The sequence below is a fragment of the Dermabacter sp. HFH0086 genome (assembly GCF_000413375.1).
GTDB classification, from domain to species: domain Bacteria; phylum Actinomycetota; class Actinomycetes; order Actinomycetales; family Dermabacteraceae; genus Dermabacter; species Dermabacter hominis.
In genome coordinates, this window is record NZ_KE340308.1 from 1,275,290 (window position 1) to 1,288,305 (window position 13,016).

General features: G+C 62.2%; 20 protein-coding genes. 19 read left to right on the plus strand and 1 reads right to left on the minus strand.

Annotated features, from left to right (window positions below; genetic code table 11):
- Positions 1 to 69 precede the first annotated feature (69 nt).
- The 19 genes from rplN (at position 70) to rplQ (ending at position 10,539) form a co-directional block, all read left to right on the plus strand.
- Positions 70 to 438, plus strand: a complete 369-nt coding sequence (gene rplN / locus HMPREF1484_RS05510; protein WP_016664037.1) for a 50S ribosomal protein L14 — start codon at positions 70 to 72, stop codon at positions 436 to 438.
- Between the two features lies 1 nt (position 439).
- Entirely contained in the window at positions 440 to 850 is a 411-nt protein-coding gene (rplX, locus tag HMPREF1484_RS05515) for a 50S ribosomal protein L24 (protein ID WP_016664038.1), read from the plus strand.
- A complete protein-coding gene (rplE, locus tag HMPREF1484_RS05520; RefSeq protein ID WP_016664039.1) occupies positions 850 to 1,407 on the plus strand; it encodes a 50S ribosomal protein L5 in 558 nt (185 codons plus the stop codon). Before rplX ends, rplE begins: the two co-directional genes overlap by 1 nt.
- 1 nt (position 1,408) lies before the next feature.
- Complete coding sequence (locus HMPREF1484_RS05525) at positions 1,409 to 1,594, plus strand: type Z 30S ribosomal protein S14 (RefSeq protein WP_016664040.1); 186 nt, start codon at positions 1,409 to 1,411, stop codon at positions 1,592 to 1,594.
- A gap of 63 nt (positions 1,595 to 1,657) precedes the next feature.
- Entirely contained in the window at positions 1,658 to 2,056 is a 399-nt protein-coding gene (gene rpsH, locus HMPREF1484_RS05530; protein ID WP_016664041.1) for a 30S ribosomal protein S8, read from the plus strand.
- Positions 2,057 to 2,074: 18 nt separating this feature from the next.
- On the plus strand, positions 2,075 to 2,617 hold the full coding sequence (gene rplF / locus HMPREF1484_RS05535; RefSeq protein ID WP_016664042.1) for a 50S ribosomal protein L6: 543 nt from the start codon (positions 2,075 to 2,077) through the stop codon (positions 2,615 to 2,617).
- A gap of 2 nt (positions 2,618 to 2,619) precedes the next feature.
- Positions 2,620 to 3,006, plus strand: a complete 387-nt coding sequence (gene rplR / locus HMPREF1484_RS05540; protein WP_016664043.1) for a 50S ribosomal protein L18 — start codon at positions 2,620 to 2,622, stop codon at positions 3,004 to 3,006.
- A 35-nt stretch (positions 3,007 to 3,041) separates the two neighbouring features.
- Entirely contained in the window at positions 3,042 to 3,734 is a 693-nt protein-coding gene (gene rpsE, locus HMPREF1484_RS05545) for a 30S ribosomal protein S5 (RefSeq protein ID WP_016664044.1), read from the plus strand.
- Positions 3,731 to 3,913, plus strand: coding sequence for a 50S ribosomal protein L30 (rpmD, locus tag HMPREF1484_RS05550; RefSeq protein ID WP_034372287.1), 183 nt, complete (start codon positions 3,731 to 3,733; stop codon positions 3,911 to 3,913). Before rpsE ends, rpmD begins: the two co-directional genes overlap by 4 nt.
- A 3-nt stretch (positions 3,914 to 3,916) precedes the next feature.
- Positions 3,917 to 4,369: a 50S ribosomal protein L15 gene (rplO, locus tag HMPREF1484_RS05555; protein WP_016664046.1), complete on the plus strand. Its 453-nt coding sequence runs from the start codon at positions 3,917 to 3,919 to the stop codon at positions 4,367 to 4,369.
- Positions 4,370 to 4,526: 157 nt separating this feature from the next.
- A complete protein-coding gene (gene secY, locus HMPREF1484_RS05560) occupies positions 4,527 to 5,834 on the plus strand; it encodes a preprotein translocase subunit SecY (RefSeq protein WP_016664047.1) in 1,308 nt (435 codons plus the stop codon).
- On the plus strand, positions 5,831 to 6,415 hold the full coding sequence (locus tag HMPREF1484_RS05565) for an adenylate kinase (protein WP_016664048.1): 585 nt from the start codon (positions 5,831 to 5,833) through the stop codon (positions 6,413 to 6,415). Before secY ends, HMPREF1484_RS05565 begins: the two co-directional genes overlap by 4 nt.
- A 6-nt stretch (positions 6,416 to 6,421) precedes the next feature.
- Complete coding sequence (map, locus tag HMPREF1484_RS05570; RefSeq protein ID WP_016664049.1) at positions 6,422 to 7,279, plus strand: type I methionyl aminopeptidase; 858 nt, start codon at positions 6,422 to 6,424, stop codon at positions 7,277 to 7,279.
- Between the two features lie 176 nt (positions 7,280 to 7,455).
- A complete protein-coding gene (infA, locus tag HMPREF1484_RS05575; protein ID WP_016664050.1) occupies positions 7,456 to 7,677 on the plus strand; it encodes a translation initiation factor IF-1 in 222 nt (73 codons plus the stop codon).
- Positions 7,678 to 7,752: 75 nt separating this feature from the next.
- Positions 7,753 to 7,866: a 50S ribosomal protein L36 gene (gene rpmJ / locus HMPREF1484_RS11265; protein ID WP_016664051.1), complete on the plus strand. Its 114-nt coding sequence runs from the start codon at positions 7,753 to 7,755 to the stop codon at positions 7,864 to 7,866.
- A 172-nt stretch (positions 7,867 to 8,038) separates the two neighbouring features.
- Positions 8,039 to 8,416 (plus strand): 30S ribosomal protein S13, encoded by a 378-nt coding sequence (gene rpsM / locus HMPREF1484_RS05580; RefSeq protein WP_016664052.1) that lies wholly within the window; start codon positions 8,039 to 8,041, stop codon positions 8,414 to 8,416.
- A gap of 77 nt (positions 8,417 to 8,493) precedes the next feature.
- Complete coding sequence (gene rpsK, locus HMPREF1484_RS05585; RefSeq protein ID WP_016664053.1) at positions 8,494 to 8,901, plus strand: 30S ribosomal protein S11; 408 nt, start codon at positions 8,494 to 8,496, stop codon at positions 8,899 to 8,901.
- 96 nt (positions 8,902 to 8,997) lie between these two features.
- Positions 8,998 to 9,999, plus strand: a complete 1,002-nt coding sequence (locus HMPREF1484_RS05590) for a DNA-directed RNA polymerase subunit alpha (protein ID WP_016664054.1) — start codon at positions 8,998 to 9,000, stop codon at positions 9,997 to 9,999.
- A 30-nt stretch (positions 10,000 to 10,029) separates the two neighbouring features.
- Entirely contained in the window at positions 10,030 to 10,539 is a 510-nt protein-coding gene (gene rplQ, locus HMPREF1484_RS05595; protein WP_016664055.1) for a 50S ribosomal protein L17, read from the plus strand.
- Between the two features lie 136 nt (positions 10,540 to 10,675).
- On the opposite strand, the gene HMPREF1484_RS10940 is transcribed toward rplQ, so the two are convergent.
- Positions 10,676 to 12,982: an N-acetylmuramoyl-L-alanine amidase gene (locus HMPREF1484_RS10940; RefSeq protein WP_016664056.1), complete on the minus strand. Its 2,307-nt coding sequence runs from the start codon at positions 12,980 to 12,982 to the stop codon at positions 10,676 to 10,678.
- Positions 12,983 to 13,016: the final 34 nt, after the last annotated feature.

The following is a 13,016-nucleotide window of genomic DNA, read 5'->3' on the forward strand; positions in this document are numbered from 1 at the left end:
GTCCGATATCCGTTCCGCAAGGCTTGAGGCGAACGCCGAGAGAACCGGCGAGACGCAAGGAGAACGTTAGTGATTCAGCAGGAGTCGCGACTCAAGGTCGCCGACAACACCGGTGCAAAGGAGATCCTCTGCATCCGTGTTCTCGGTGGCTCCGGTCGCCGTTACGCCGGCATTGGTGACACCATCGTTGCGACCGTCAAGGATGCAATCCCTGGCGGAAACGTCAAAAAGGGCGATGTTGTGAAGGCCGTCGTGGTTCGCACCACGAAGGAACGCCGTCGTGCCGATGGTTCATACATCCGATTCGATGAGAACGCAGCCGTCATCCTCAAGAACGACGGCGAGCCGCGTGGCACGCGTATCTTCGGCCCCGTGGGCCGCGAGCTGCGTGACCGCCGGTTCATGAAGATCATCTCGCTGGCACCGGAGGTGCTGTGACATGAGCATGAAGATTAAGAAGGGTGACCTCGTTCAGGTCATCACCGGTCGCACGAGCGACGCAGACAAAATCGCCAAGCGCAACGAGACCCGCGCCGCAAAGGGCAAGGGCGAGCTCGCCGCTGGCGACAAGGGTAAGCAGGGCCGCGTGCTCCAGGTGTTCCCCGACACCCAGCGCGTGCTCGTCGAGGGCGTCAACCGCATCACCCGCCACAACAAGCCCGGCTACAACGGCCAGGCTGGTGGCATCGAGCAGGTCGAAGCCCCGATCCACATCTCGAACGTCGCCCTCGTGGCTGACGACGGCAAGCCGACCCGCGTCGGCTTCCGTGAAGAGAAGGTCGAGCTCGAGGACGGCCGCACGAAGACCATTCGTGTGCGTTACTCGAAGCGCACCGGGAAGGACATCTGATGACCGAGACGACCACCCCGCGCCTTAAGACCAAGTACCGCGAAGAAATTAAGGATTCGCTCCAGAGCGAGTTCAACTACGCCAACCCGATGCTCATCCCCGGCCTCACGAAGGTCGTTGTGAACATGGGTGTCGGCGATGCCGCACGTGACTCGAAGGTCATCGACGGTGCCATCGCGGATCTCACCGCGATCACCGGCCAGAAGCCTCAGGTGACGCGCGCCCGCAAGTCGATCGCGCAGTTCAAGCTTCGTGAGGGCCAGGCCATTGGCTGCCACACGACCCTGCGCGGCAACCGCATGTGGGAGTTCCTCGACCGCCTGCTCTCGACCGCGCTTCCGCGTATCCGCGACTTCCGCGGCCTTTCGCCGAAGCAGTTCGATGGCAACGGCAACTACACCTTCGGTCTCACCGAACAGGTCATGTTCCATGAGATCGATCCGGACAAGATCGACCGCGTTCGCGGCATGGACATCACCGTGGTGACCACCGCCAAGACCGATGACGAGGGACGTGCGCTGCTTCGTGCGCTCGGCTTCCCCTTCAAGGAGAACTGATATGGCCAAGACAGCGCTTAAGAACAAGCAGCAGCGCAAGCCCAAGTTCGCTGTGCGCGCCTACACCCGGTGCCAGAAGTGCGGTCGCCCGCACTCGGTGTACCGCAAGTTCGGCCTTTGCCGCGTGTGCCTTCGCGAGATGGCCCACCGCGGTGAACTGCCCGGTGTCACCAAGAGCAGCTGGTAAGGACTATCGCCACAGGTCCCCGCTTTACGCGAGGGAAACCACGGTGAGAAAGAAGCATTCGACATGACAATGACTGATCCGATCGCGGACATGCTCACGCGAATCCGGAACGCCAACACCGCGTTCCACGATTCCGTGACCATGCCGTACTCGAACCTTAAGTCCCGCATCGCGGAGATTCTGAAGGCCGAGGGGTACATCAAGGACTGGCGCGAGGAAGAAGCCGAGGTTGGAAAGAACCTCGTCATCGAACTCAAGTACACCGACGATCGCGAGCGCGCGATCTCGGGCGTCCGCCGTGTCTCGAAGCCCGGCCTTCGCGTGTACGCAAAGTCCACCAACCTGCCCAAGGTGCTCGGCGGCCTCGGCGTGGCCATCCTGTCCACGTCCTCCGGCCTCCTCACCGACAAGCAGGCCACGAAGAAAGGCGTGGGTGGGGAAGTCCTCGCCTACGTCTGGTAACCGGAAAGGAGAACCGTAATGTCCCGCATTGGACTTCGACCGGTTTCCGTACCGGCTTCCGTCACTGGTGTGACTATCGACGGCCAGCACGTCCAGATCGCTGGCCCCAAGGGCGAGCTTCAGTACGAGGTTCCGAAGCCTCTCAGCGTTGAGCGCGCTGAGGATGGCTCGATCGTCGTGCGCCGCCCCAACGAAGAGCGTGAGAACAAGGCCCTCCACGGCCTTGCACGCACTCTCATCGCGAACATGGTTGAGGGTGTCACGGAGGGCTTCGAAAAGAAGCTCGAAATCGTGGGCACCGGCTACCGTGTCGTCGCGAAGGGAACCGATCTCGAGTTCGCGCTCGGCTTCTCCCACCCCGTGCTCGTGAAGGCCCCCATGGGCATCACGTTCAACGTGGAGAGCCCCACGAAGTTCTCGGTATCGGGCATTGATAAGCAGCTGGTCGGCGAGACCGCCGCGAAGATTCGCAAGATTCGTAAGCCCGAGCCGTACAAGGGCAAGGGTGTGCGCTACGCCGACGAGACCGTGAAGCGCAAGGCCGGAAAGGCTGGTAAGTGATAATGGGTTTCGCTGAAAAGCACACTCGTGGTGACCGCAAGAGCCGCGTCCGCGCACGTGGCCGTCGTCACCTGCGCCTCCGTCGCCGCGTTGCGGGTACCGCTGAGCGTCCCCGCCTCGCCGTGACCCGTTCGGCGCGCCACATGTACGTTCAGGTCATCGACGATACGAAGGGCATCACCCTCGCATCGGCATCGACCATGGAAGCAGACCTCCGCTCGTCGGAAGCCACGAAGACCGAGAAGGCCAAGCAGGTCGGCTCGCTCGTGGCCCAGCGCGCGAAGGAAGCCGGTATCGACGCCGTGGTCTTCGACCGTGGCGGCAACAAGTACCACGGCCGCGTGGCCGCCGTCGCTGACGGTGCACGCGAGGCCGGACTGACTCTGTGACCACCCCCCGGAAATAGGACGAGAAGAGGATTCACATGGCTGCTGAGCAGCGTAACAATGGTCCCGCGGCCTCCGGTCGGAGGGGCGAGAACGAGGATCGTAACAACCGCGGTCGCGGCAATGACCGCAACCAGGGCGGGCGTCGCGGCGAGGGCCGTGGCGGTCGTCAGGAAGAGAAGTCGGCCTTCCTTGAGCGCGTGGTAGCAATCAACCGCGTGTCGAAGGTTGTCAAGGGCGGTCGCCGCTTCGCCTTCACCGCGCTCGTCGTGGTTGGCGACGGTGACGGCACCGTTGGCATCGGCTACGGCAAGGCGAAGGAAGTTCCCGCCGCCATCTCGAAGGGTGTCGAGGAAGCGAAGAAGAACTTCTTCCGCGTTCCCCGCATCCAGGGCACGATCGTGCATCCGGTTCAGGGAGAGGACGCCGCAGGCGTTGTCTTCCTCCGCCCGGCTGCTCCCGGTACCGGTGTAATCGCCGGTGGTCCGGTGCGTGCGGTTCTCGAGTGCGCGGGCGTCGCCGACGTTCTGTCGAAGTCGCTCGGTTCCTCGAACACGATCAACATCGTGCACGCGACCGTCAAGGCCCTCAAGCAGCTCGAGGAGCCGGAAGCAGTGGCAGCTCGCCGCGGCCTTCCCCTCGAGGACGTCGCCCCCGGCTACCTGCTTCGTGCACAGGCCGAGGGTCGCGCAGCGGCTCGCGAGGCGCGTGAAGAGAAGGTAGGTGCCTGATGCAGCTCAAGGTTACTCAGGTCAAGTCTGTAATCGGCGGTAACGACGCACAGCGCTCGACGGTGCGAGGCCTCGGTCTCAAGCGCATCGGCGACGTCGTCGTCAAAGAAGACCGCCCCGAGATTCGCGGCATGATCAATGCCGTCCGTCACCTCGTGACGGTTGAAGAGGTGGACTGATCCATGGCGAACGAAAACCCGCTTAAGCTCCACGATCTTCGCCCGGCTCCCGGCGCGAAGACCGCTAAGATTCGCGTGGGCCGTGGTGAAGGCTCGAAGGGTAAGACCTCGGGTCGCGGTACCAAGGGTACGAAGGCGCGCTACCAGGTGAAGGCAGGCTTCGAGGGTGGTCAGACCCCGATGCACCGCCGCCTTCCCAAGCTTCGTGGCTTCAAGAACCCCTTCCGTGTGGAGTTCCAGGTCATCAACCTGGACACCATCGAAGCGCTGTTCCCCGAGGGTGGCACCGTCACCGTCGAGGATCTTGTCGCGAAGGGTGCCGTGCGCAAGAACCAGCCCGTCAAGGTGCTCGGCTCTGGCGACATCACCGTGAAGATCGACATCACTGCCCAGAAATTCTCGGCTTCGGCCGAGGAGAAGATCACCGCCGCTGGCGGCTCGATCACCGTGGCGTGAGTTGAAGCAATTTTCATAGTGCTTCTTTGACCAGGCACCGCGACTCAGGATATTTTGAGGCGCGGTGCCTGTTTTTATAGGCCAATAGCCCCTAGTTCAAATGCGCTCCGTGTGCATGATAGGCCCACCCCTCGGGCCGCCCGACAGGAGGAACCTGGTGGACAACGCCTTCGTGCGCGCCTTCCGAACCCCTGAGCTCAGGAACAAGCTGCTGTTTGTCCTTGGAATGCTCGCCATCTACCGCTTCGGCGTGTTCGTGCCGACCCCCGGATTCGACTACACGAACATCGCTGCGTGTACCGAACAGGCATTGAACGGTGCCGGTGGCGGTGTGCTCGGCATGGTGAACCTGTTCTCCGGCGGGGCGCTCTTGCAGATGTCCGTCTTTGCGCTCGGCGTGATGCCATACATTACGGCGTCGATTATCGTGCAGCTGCTACGCGTCGTGATCCCCAAGTTCGAGGAGCTGCACAAGGACGGCCAAGCAGGTCAGGCGACCCTCACGCAGTACACGCGGTACATGACCATCGGCCTCGCGGTCCTGCAGTCCACCACCGTGATCACCCTCGTGCGCAGCGGCGCCTTCTTCGCGGGCTGCAACCTCCCGCTCGTGCCCAATCAGTCGTGGTGGATGCTCGTCCTCATGATCCTGACGATGACGACCGGCACCCTCGTTATCATGTGGCTCGGCGAGCTCATCACCGAAAAGGGCGTGGGCAATGGCATGTCCCTGCTGATCTTCACGTCGATCGCCGCGGGCTTTCCCGCCTCGTTCGGTCAGATCCTGAAGCTCCAGGGGTGGATGACCTTCTCCATCGTCATGCTGATCGGCATGATCATCGTGATCGCCGTGATCTACGTCGAGCAGTCGCAGCGCCGCATCCCCGTCCAATACGCCAAACGCCAGGTGGGCCGTCGCCTCGTGGGCGGCTCCTCGACCTACATCCCGATCAAGGTGAACCAGGCCGGCGTTATCCCCATTATCTTCGCATCCTCACTTCTTGCCCTGCCGCAGCTCATAGCCTCGTTTGGCGACCAGAGGTCCGGATGGGTGCAGTGGATCCACGCCAACTTCGTGCTCGGCCAGGGCTTCTCGTGGATATATTCGCTTGTCTATTTCGCCCTCATCGTGTTCTTTGCGTTCTTCTACGTGTCGATCACCTTCAACGCTGAAGAGATCTCAGACAACATGAAGAAGTACGGCGGCTTCGTTCCCGGTATCCGTGCGGGCCGCCCAACAGCGCGCTACCTCGAGTACGTCATCAACCGCGTGCTCTCCGCGGGCTCCCTGTACCTCGGTATCTTGGCGCTTGTTCCCCTGATCGCGTTCGCGCTTCTTGGTGCAGACCAGAAGTTCCCGTTCGGCGGAACCTCGCTCCTCATCATCATCGGTGTTGGCCTCGATACCTTGAAGCAGATCAGCTCCAAGCTCCAACAACATCACTACGAAGGGATTCTCCGATGACCGCCTCCACTCCGGCCCGCCGCCTCCTCATTGTTGGACCTCCGGGTGCCGGCAAGGGCACGCAAGCGGAGCGCATTGTCGAGAAGCTCGGCGTCCCCGCCATTTCCACGGGCGATATTTTCCGTGCGAACGTCTCCAATGAAACTGAGCTTGGTGTTCTCGCGAAGTCCTACATGGATAAGGGCGAGTACGTTCCCGACTCGGTCACCAACGAGATGGTGGAGAGCCGCCTTGGTGAAGATGATGCCGCGAACGGCTTCCTCCTCGATGGCTACCCCCGCACCGTGGCGCAGGTGGAGGCTCTCGATGGAATTCTCGAGAAGCTCGGCGTGGCGCTCGACGCCGTCATTCTCCTCGACGTTGAGAGTGAAGCTATCGTGCAGCGGCTTCTTCAGCGCGGAAAAGAGCAGGGCCGCAGCGACGACAACGAAGAGACCATTCGCCGCCGCATCGACGTTTACAGCGAGCAGACCACGCCCCTCATCGATATCTACGACAAGCGAGGTCTCGTCAAGCGCGTCGACGGCATGAAAGATATCGACGCTGTGACCGCAGATATCCTCGTCGCGCTCGGAGTCTGAGCCCGGATGTCCTTTCGCCGCAAGCCCCGCGTGAGCCTCAAAACCCCCGAACAGCTCGGGGCAATGCGCCGCGCGGGGCTTCTGCTTGACCGTATCCACGATGAGATCGAAAAGAACCTCCGCAGCGGTATGACGACGGCAGACATCGACCAAATCTCTCGTGCCGTCATTGCCGAAGCCGGTGCGAAGTCCAACTTCCTCGGCTACCACGGCTTCCCGGCGACTGTGTGCGTGAGCGTGAATGAGGAAATCGTGCACGGGATCCCCGGCACCCGGGTGATTCGCGACGGTGATGTGGTGAGCGTGGATGCTGGCTGCATCGTGGACGGATGGCACTCCGACGCCGCCCGCACCCATATCGTGGGCACGGCGCGAAGCGAAGCCGATCGCGAGCTCGTCGACGTAACCAGGGGCGCGATGTGGGAAGGCATCGCGACGCTTGCCACCGCGAGCCGCGTGGGAGAGATCGGCGCCGCTATCGAAGACTACGTCGCCGACTGTGCAGGGGAGCGGATCCAGCACCTCGAGGAATTCGGAGGGCACGGCATCGGCCGAGCCATGCATGAGCCGCCCGACGTCATGAACTTCCGCACGCGCGATCGCGGCCCGAAAATCGTGCCCGGTATGGCCCTGTGCATCGAACCCATGCTCATCCAAGGCGACGGTGAATTCGACATCCTCGACGACGAGTGGACCGTCGTGGCGACAAAGGGTGGGCGCGCAGCCCATTTCGAGCACTCCGTCGCGGTGACCGACACGGGAATCTTCGTGCTCAGTGCCGCAGACGGCGGCAAAGCTGAACTTGCAAAGCGTGGCGTGACGATCGCTGAGGAACCGTCGGACCACACCGTCAACGGAAGGTGAGCGATCGCACGCGCCAAGCCACTTATCGCGGCCCGCGTGCGCGTGTACGATTGACAGTCGAGTGCGCTCTTTCGGCAACCCCGAAAATTTAAGCGGTTCGCCGCTTGAAAAGTGCGCGCTTGAAGGTAGCACATGCGAAACCAGTCCCCGCAAGGGGCAGAGGGACAGTAGAGACTATGGCGAAAAAAGACGGCGTGATCGAAGTCGAGGGCACCGTGACCGAAGCGCTCGCAAACGCGCGCTTCCGCGTTGAGCTGGACAACGGCCACAAAGTACTCGCGCATATCTCGGGCAAGATGCGCCAGCACTACATCAGGATCCTCCCCGAGGATCGCGTTGTGGTCGAGCTCAGCCCGTACGACCTTGAAAAGGGTCGCATCGTTTACCGATACAAGTAAGCCGGGCCGCGCATGCGGTCAGCTACGCTCTCGGGCCCGCAGGGCCTGAGCGCAGATCAACTGTAGAAGGGCATCATGAAGGTTTACCCCAGCGTGAAGCGTATCTGTGACAACTGCAGGGTGATTCGTCGCCACTCGCGTGTCATGGTTATCTGCACGAACCCGCGCCACAAGCAGCGCCAGGGCTGAGTGCACCGCCTCCAACGGGAGGCACCCCGCGGCTCACGCCGCACCTATAAGTAAAGAGACAGCATGAACCTCATTGCGAGGATCACCCGCGGGCCAGGGGCCGCGGCGCACCGCCTAGACGGGAGCGACATGCTGGATCAGGCCCCTGAGTAAAACAGTAGGAGAACTGCTCATGGCACGTCTCGTTGGCGTCGACCTCCCGCGCGAAAAGCGCCTGGAAGTCGCCTTGACGTACATTTACGGCGTGGGTCGCACCCGCGCAATCGAAGCTCTCAACGCCACCGGCGTTGACGGCAACCAGCGCGTCCACCAGGTTTCCGATGAGGACCTCGTCAAGCTGCGCGATTACATCGAAGAGAACTACCAGGTCGAGGGCGACCTGCGACGCGAGGTCGCAGCTGACATCCGCCGCAAGATCGAGATCGGCTCGTACGCCGGCATGCGTCACCGCCGCGGCCTTCCGGTCCGTGGTCAGCGCACCAAGACCAACGCACGTACCCGCAAGGGCCCGAAGCGCACCGTGGCCGCCAAGAAGAAGGCTGCTCGCTGAGCGGCAGTTACTCCACGGGCAGTGTTCGGCACTGACCCGTATCGATCACCTTTCACGAACTCAAGGAGTTTTGGCACATGCCTCCCAAGTCACGTCAGGCCGCCGCGGCGCGTAAGCCTCGCCGCAAGGACAAGAAGAACGTCGTCAACGGCCAAGCACACATTAAGAGCACCTTCAACAACACCATCGTGTCGATCACTGACCCGAGCGGTGCTGTGATCTCGTGGGCCTCCTCGGGCCAAGTCGGCTTCAAGGGCTCGCGTAAGTCCACCCCGTACGCTGCGCAGATGGCCGCCGAGGCCGCCGCGCGCCGCGCCCAGGAGCACGGCCTCAAGAAGGTCGACGTCTTCGTTAAGGGACCGGGTTCGGGCCGCGAAACCGCGATCCGTTCGCTCACCGCAGCGGGCCTCGAGGTCGGTTCGATCCAGGACGTTACCCCCCAGCCGCACAACGGCGTTCGCCCGCCGAAGCGTCGCCGCAACTGAGCATTGCTCGGGTGCGCGAAACGATAACCGTCATCCATCAGTGTCGTACCGCCACCGCGAACGTCATATAGCGGACGTTCCAAGAAAGGACACAACGTGCTCATTGCACAGCGCCCCACGCTGACCGAAGAGGTCGTTTCTGACTACCGCTCACGGTTCGTCATCGAGCCGCTCGAGCCGGGCTTCGGCTACACGCTCGGCAACTCGCTGCGCCGCACACTGCTCTCGTCCATCCCGGGCGCGGCAGTGACGTCGATCCGCATCGACGGCGTCCTCCACGAATTCTCGACCGTTCCGGGTGTGAAGGAAGATGTCACCGAGCTCATCCTGAACATCAAGAACCTCGTGGTGTCGTCGGAAAACGACGAGCCGGTCGTAATGTACCTGCGTAAGGAGGGTGAGGGCGTCGTGACCGCCGCCGACATCACCCCGCCGGCAGGCGTCGAGATTCACAACCCCGACCTTCACATCGCGACCCTCAACTCGAAGGGTCGCCTCGAGGTCGAGCTGATCGTTGAGCGTGGCCGCGGCTACGTTTCGGCCCAGCAGAACAAGGGCGCCGAGAGCGAGATTGGCCGCATTCCGGTCGACTCGATCTACTCGCCTGTTCTCAAGGTGACGTACAAGGTTGAAGCCACTCGTGTTGAGCAGCGCACGGACTTCGATCGACTCATCATCGATGTCGAAACGAAGCCGGCGATCGCCCCGCGCGATGCCATTGCTTCGGCTGGCAAGACCCTCGTGGAGCTCTTCGGTCTCGCACAGGAGCTCAACCACGAGGCAGAGGGTATTGAGATTGGTCCTTCGCCGACCGATCAGGCCCTTGCCGCCGACCTTGCGCTTCCGATCAACGACCTCAACCTCACGGTTCGTTCGTACAACTGCCTTATGCGCGAGGGTGTGTACACCGTTGGTGAGCTCACCAATCGCTCCGAGGCGGACCTGCTCGACATCCGCAACTTCGGCCAGAAGTCCATCGACGAAGTCAAGGCGAAGCTCGCTGAGCTAGGCCTCTCGCTCAAGGATTCCCCGGCCGGTTTCGATCCTTCCACTGTTCTTGACTCGTACGGCGACGACGAGTTCGGCGAGCAGTTCTGATTTCCATCTTTTTCTTCGAGGAGAAACAACATGCCTGCACCCACTAAGGGCGCTCGACTCGGCTCGTCCCCGGCTCACGAGAAGGCTATTCTCGCGAACCTCGCGACTGCCCTTTTCGAGCACGGTGCCATCACCACGACGCATACCCGCGCGAAGCGCGTTCAGCCCCTCGCTGAGCGCCTCATCACCCAGGCGAAGAAGGGCGACCTTGCCAATCGCCGCCGCGTGATGCAGACGCTCAAGACGAAGACTGCCGCGCACGTTCTCATGACTGAGATCGCTCCGAAGTTCTCGGACCGCCCCGGCGGTTACACCCGCATCACGAAGCTCGAGAACCGCAAGGGCGACAACGCCCCCATGGCTCTTCTTGAGCTCGTGGAGGAAGAGTACTCGCCGAAGCAGGCCGTCGTGAAGGAAGCCGAAGGCGCTGCCAAGGCATCCGCAAAGGCCGACGAAGCTCCCGCTGAGGAGACGAAGGTCGAAGAGACCGCGGCTGAGGAAACGCCTGCAGAGGAGACCACGGAGAACACCGAGGCCTGATCCACGGCTCTTCTTCACGTAGAGGAAACGGCCCGACCCCCGTGAATGGGGTGTCGGGCCGTTTCCTCTATTGTTGTCGACTACGGTCGTGCCTTAAGCGCAGCCGTAACCACGCAGGACGACACACTGCTGAGTCTTAGCTGCGTCGAGTAAAAGCGACCGATCGCCTCTTGGGATCCCACGTGAGACGCCCGCCTTGGAAATCTTGAACGGTGCGTCCGCGGGAGTCTTTGAACTCGTTCGTGGTTGGGAAGCCGAGTGTGCTTTTTTCTCCCCCTCTGTGAAGCCAATAGGTGAGGAAACCATTCTTAATAATGCGTGCGCCGGTTGCACGCGACCAATACACTCGTTGACCGTTCTCGAACGCTTGGTATACACCGCCCTTGACAGCGACTTCCTCGCTGGCGGGGTAACCGAGACTTCCGCGCTCGAAGTTCTCGCGCACATAAACACCGCGGATCGCGCCCTTGACGGCGAAGGTTTTACCGTTCTTTGCATCGTGGAGCACAATTCCACCTTGGAAAAATTGCGAGCTGCCGCCATTCCTAAGCCCGGCGAAAGGATCTCGGGCGGGATACTTTAGCCAGCTTTTTTCGGCGCCGAGCTTGTTCCAGTAGTGGAGGATAGCCTCGCTTACCGTTACGGCTCCAGTAGCGCGGGACCAGACAATTTGCCCATTGCGGAAGGATTGTGCGAATCCTCCGTCGCTCAGAACTCGCTCGCGGCTCGTGGGGAACCCGAGCCTGGATCCGGTTGCGCCAAGGGAATCCCATTTGTTGCCGATAGCGTTACGCGTATCGTAAGCGCCGGTCGCAGGGTGCCACGATATGGTTGAACGAGCGAATTTCTGCTGGTATCCGCCGTCGATGCGGAATTCCGCGTCTTGCGGGGCACCAAATTCCGTTGCGCCACCGTTGCTCACGTAGAAAGCCCCGATCGCGCCGGTGACGCCTTCGGCTGAAGGCGAGGTCGTGTTCTTCTGCGGCGTGAAAGTGACCCTGCCATTGGCGCGTGTTGCGGTGCCGTTCTCGAAGCGCTGGGTAGTGCCCGTCGTGCTTTCGAGGGGGCGTCCCCAGGCAGACGTCCAGTCGGCGCCGAAGGCACTTTTGTGAGCGCTCGTGCGACCACCTGCCGTGAGAATGAGCCCACCCGTGAGGCGAGTGACGTCGTAGGCCCCTTCTGCCCGGCGAACGTGCGTGACGGTTCCGAACGCACCGCGCCCGCCGCCGTTGACGTAGGCAACGAGGTGCTCGGGGTAACGCTCCTTGAATCCGTTGAGCTTTTGCTGCACGAGGCTGCGCAGCTTCGGAAGCTGGCCGTAGTAGGTGTCCCCCGGGCAATCCGTGTAGTTCACGTCGCGGTGCGCGAAGAGGTGGGGCATGGAGAAGGTGCCGCTGCGCTTCACGTTCGAGGTGGTGACGGTCCAGGTCTCGGTGCCGTACACGTCCTGAGTGAACGTGCTGGCGAGCTTCCACGCAGCCACGGTTGCGATGGCGTTGAGCGCCGCGGTGGGCACGGGAATGTCCATGTAGTCACCCATGACGGAGATGCCACAGGAGCCCGTGTTGAAGCCGCGGGCGTGGGCGCCGGCAACGTTGCGGTGCAGGCCACCCGCGCGCCCCTCAAAGATTTGTCCGTATTTGTCGACGACGACGTTGTAGCCGAGATCGGCCCAACCGAGGGTTTTAGTGTGGTAGGTGAACATCCCGCGCACAACCTGAGGGCTTTGCGCCGCGGTGTAGGTGTTGGAGCCGCCCGTGTGGTGGATGCAGATCGCCTTGAGTTCCTTCGCGTAGCTCAAACGTGAAGTGTTGACCGTGCCGGCGCTCCATTCCTCACGGGTGATGAACGTTGGCGCGCCGGTGCCGGGCGTCACGGTAGCAGGCAGAATGCGGGTGATGCCGGAACCGCTACCGCTTGAGGCGAGGCGCACGTCGCTGCGTGATTCCGACGTGGTGATGAGGTGCGCGGTGAGCTGCTCGGAAATGTCGATGCCATCGCGGAAGGCGCGGACATTAACCGCGCTCGAGGGCCCGACCCACACGGCTTCGCTCGCGTTTTCCTCAATGTCGGTCATCAGCTCTGCGCTGAGCCAATCGCCCCAGTCGCCAGTGTTGATGTCTTGGCCCTGGAACTCCACCACGTCGGGCGCGTCGATATCGGCGGGCCAGGTTGCCGCGGCCATGGTGACATAGCCGGCGACATGCTTTGCCGCAGCACCGTTCAGTTCGGGGTTGTTTTCCGAGGCGCCTTGCGTTTCGACGGTGTTAGTGCGCGCGAGGTCGCGATCCACAACGGCGGTGTCACCACCGCTGGGGGCGGGGGAGTCGTCGGCAAGGGCAAGGCCCATTCCGAGAGCGCCCACTCCGGCTGCGGCGAAGGGGGTGACGGCACCGACCTTGAGTAGGGTGCGACGATTGAGGGGGGATTTTTCGAAGGTCATGGGGAAGTGCTTTCTTGTGAGGGGAAGTCGGCCT

Excerpts from the sequence above, each read along its gene's own strand:
- HMPREF1484_RS05525 (WP_016664040.1), top strand. The coding sequence starts at position 1,409 with ATGGCCAAGACAGCGCTTAAGAACAAGCAGCAGCGCAAGCCCAAGTTC.
- map (WP_016664049.1), top strand. The coding sequence starts at position 6,422 with ATGTCCTTTCGCCGCAAGCCCCGCGTGAGCCTCAAAACCCCCGAACAG.
- HMPREF1484_RS10940 (WP_016664056.1), bottom strand. The coding sequence starts at position 12,982 with ATGACCTTCGAAAAATCCCCCCTCAATCGTCGCACCCTACTCAAGGTC.
- rpsM (WP_016664052.1), top strand. The coding sequence starts at position 8,039 with ATGGCACGTCTCGTTGGCGTCGACCTCCCGCGCGAAAAGCGCCTGGAA.
- rpsE (WP_016664044.1), top strand. The coding sequence starts at position 3,042 with ATGGCTGCTGAGCAGCGTAACAATGGTCCCGCGGCCTCCGGTCGGAGG.
- HMPREF1484_RS05565 (WP_016664048.1), top strand. The coding sequence starts at position 5,831 with ATGACCGCCTCCACTCCGGCCCGCCGCCTCCTCATTGTTGGACCTCCG.
- rpmJ (WP_016664051.1), top strand. The coding sequence starts at position 7,753 with ATGAAGGTTTACCCCAGCGTGAAGCGTATCTGTGACAACTGCAGGGTG.
- rpsK (WP_016664053.1), top strand. The coding sequence starts at position 8,494 with ATGCCTCCCAAGTCACGTCAGGCCGCCGCGGCGCGTAAGCCTCGCCGC.
- rplO (WP_016664046.1), top strand. The coding sequence starts at position 3,917 with ATGGCGAACGAAAACCCGCTTAAGCTCCACGATCTTCGCCCGGCTCCC.
- rplQ (WP_016664055.1), top strand. The coding sequence starts at position 10,030 with ATGCCTGCACCCACTAAGGGCGCTCGACTCGGCTCGTCCCCGGCTCAC.
- rplE (WP_016664039.1), top strand. The coding sequence starts at position 850 with ATGACCGAGACGACCACCCCGCGCCTTAAGACCAAGTACCGCGAAGAA.
- rpsH (WP_016664041.1), top strand. The coding sequence starts at position 1,658 with ATGACAATGACTGATCCGATCGCGGACATGCTCACGCGAATCCGGAAC.
- rplR (WP_016664043.1), top strand. The coding sequence starts at position 2,620 with ATGGGTTTCGCTGAAAAGCACACTCGTGGTGACCGCAAGAGCCGCGTC.
- rplF (WP_016664042.1), top strand. The coding sequence starts at position 2,075 with ATGTCCCGCATTGGACTTCGACCGGTTTCCGTACCGGCTTCCGTCACT.
- infA (WP_016664050.1), top strand. The coding sequence starts at position 7,456 with ATGGCGAAAAAAGACGGCGTGATCGAAGTCGAGGGCACCGTGACCGAA.
- rplX (WP_016664038.1), top strand. The coding sequence starts at position 440 with ATGAGCATGAAGATTAAGAAGGGTGACCTCGTTCAGGTCATCACCGGT.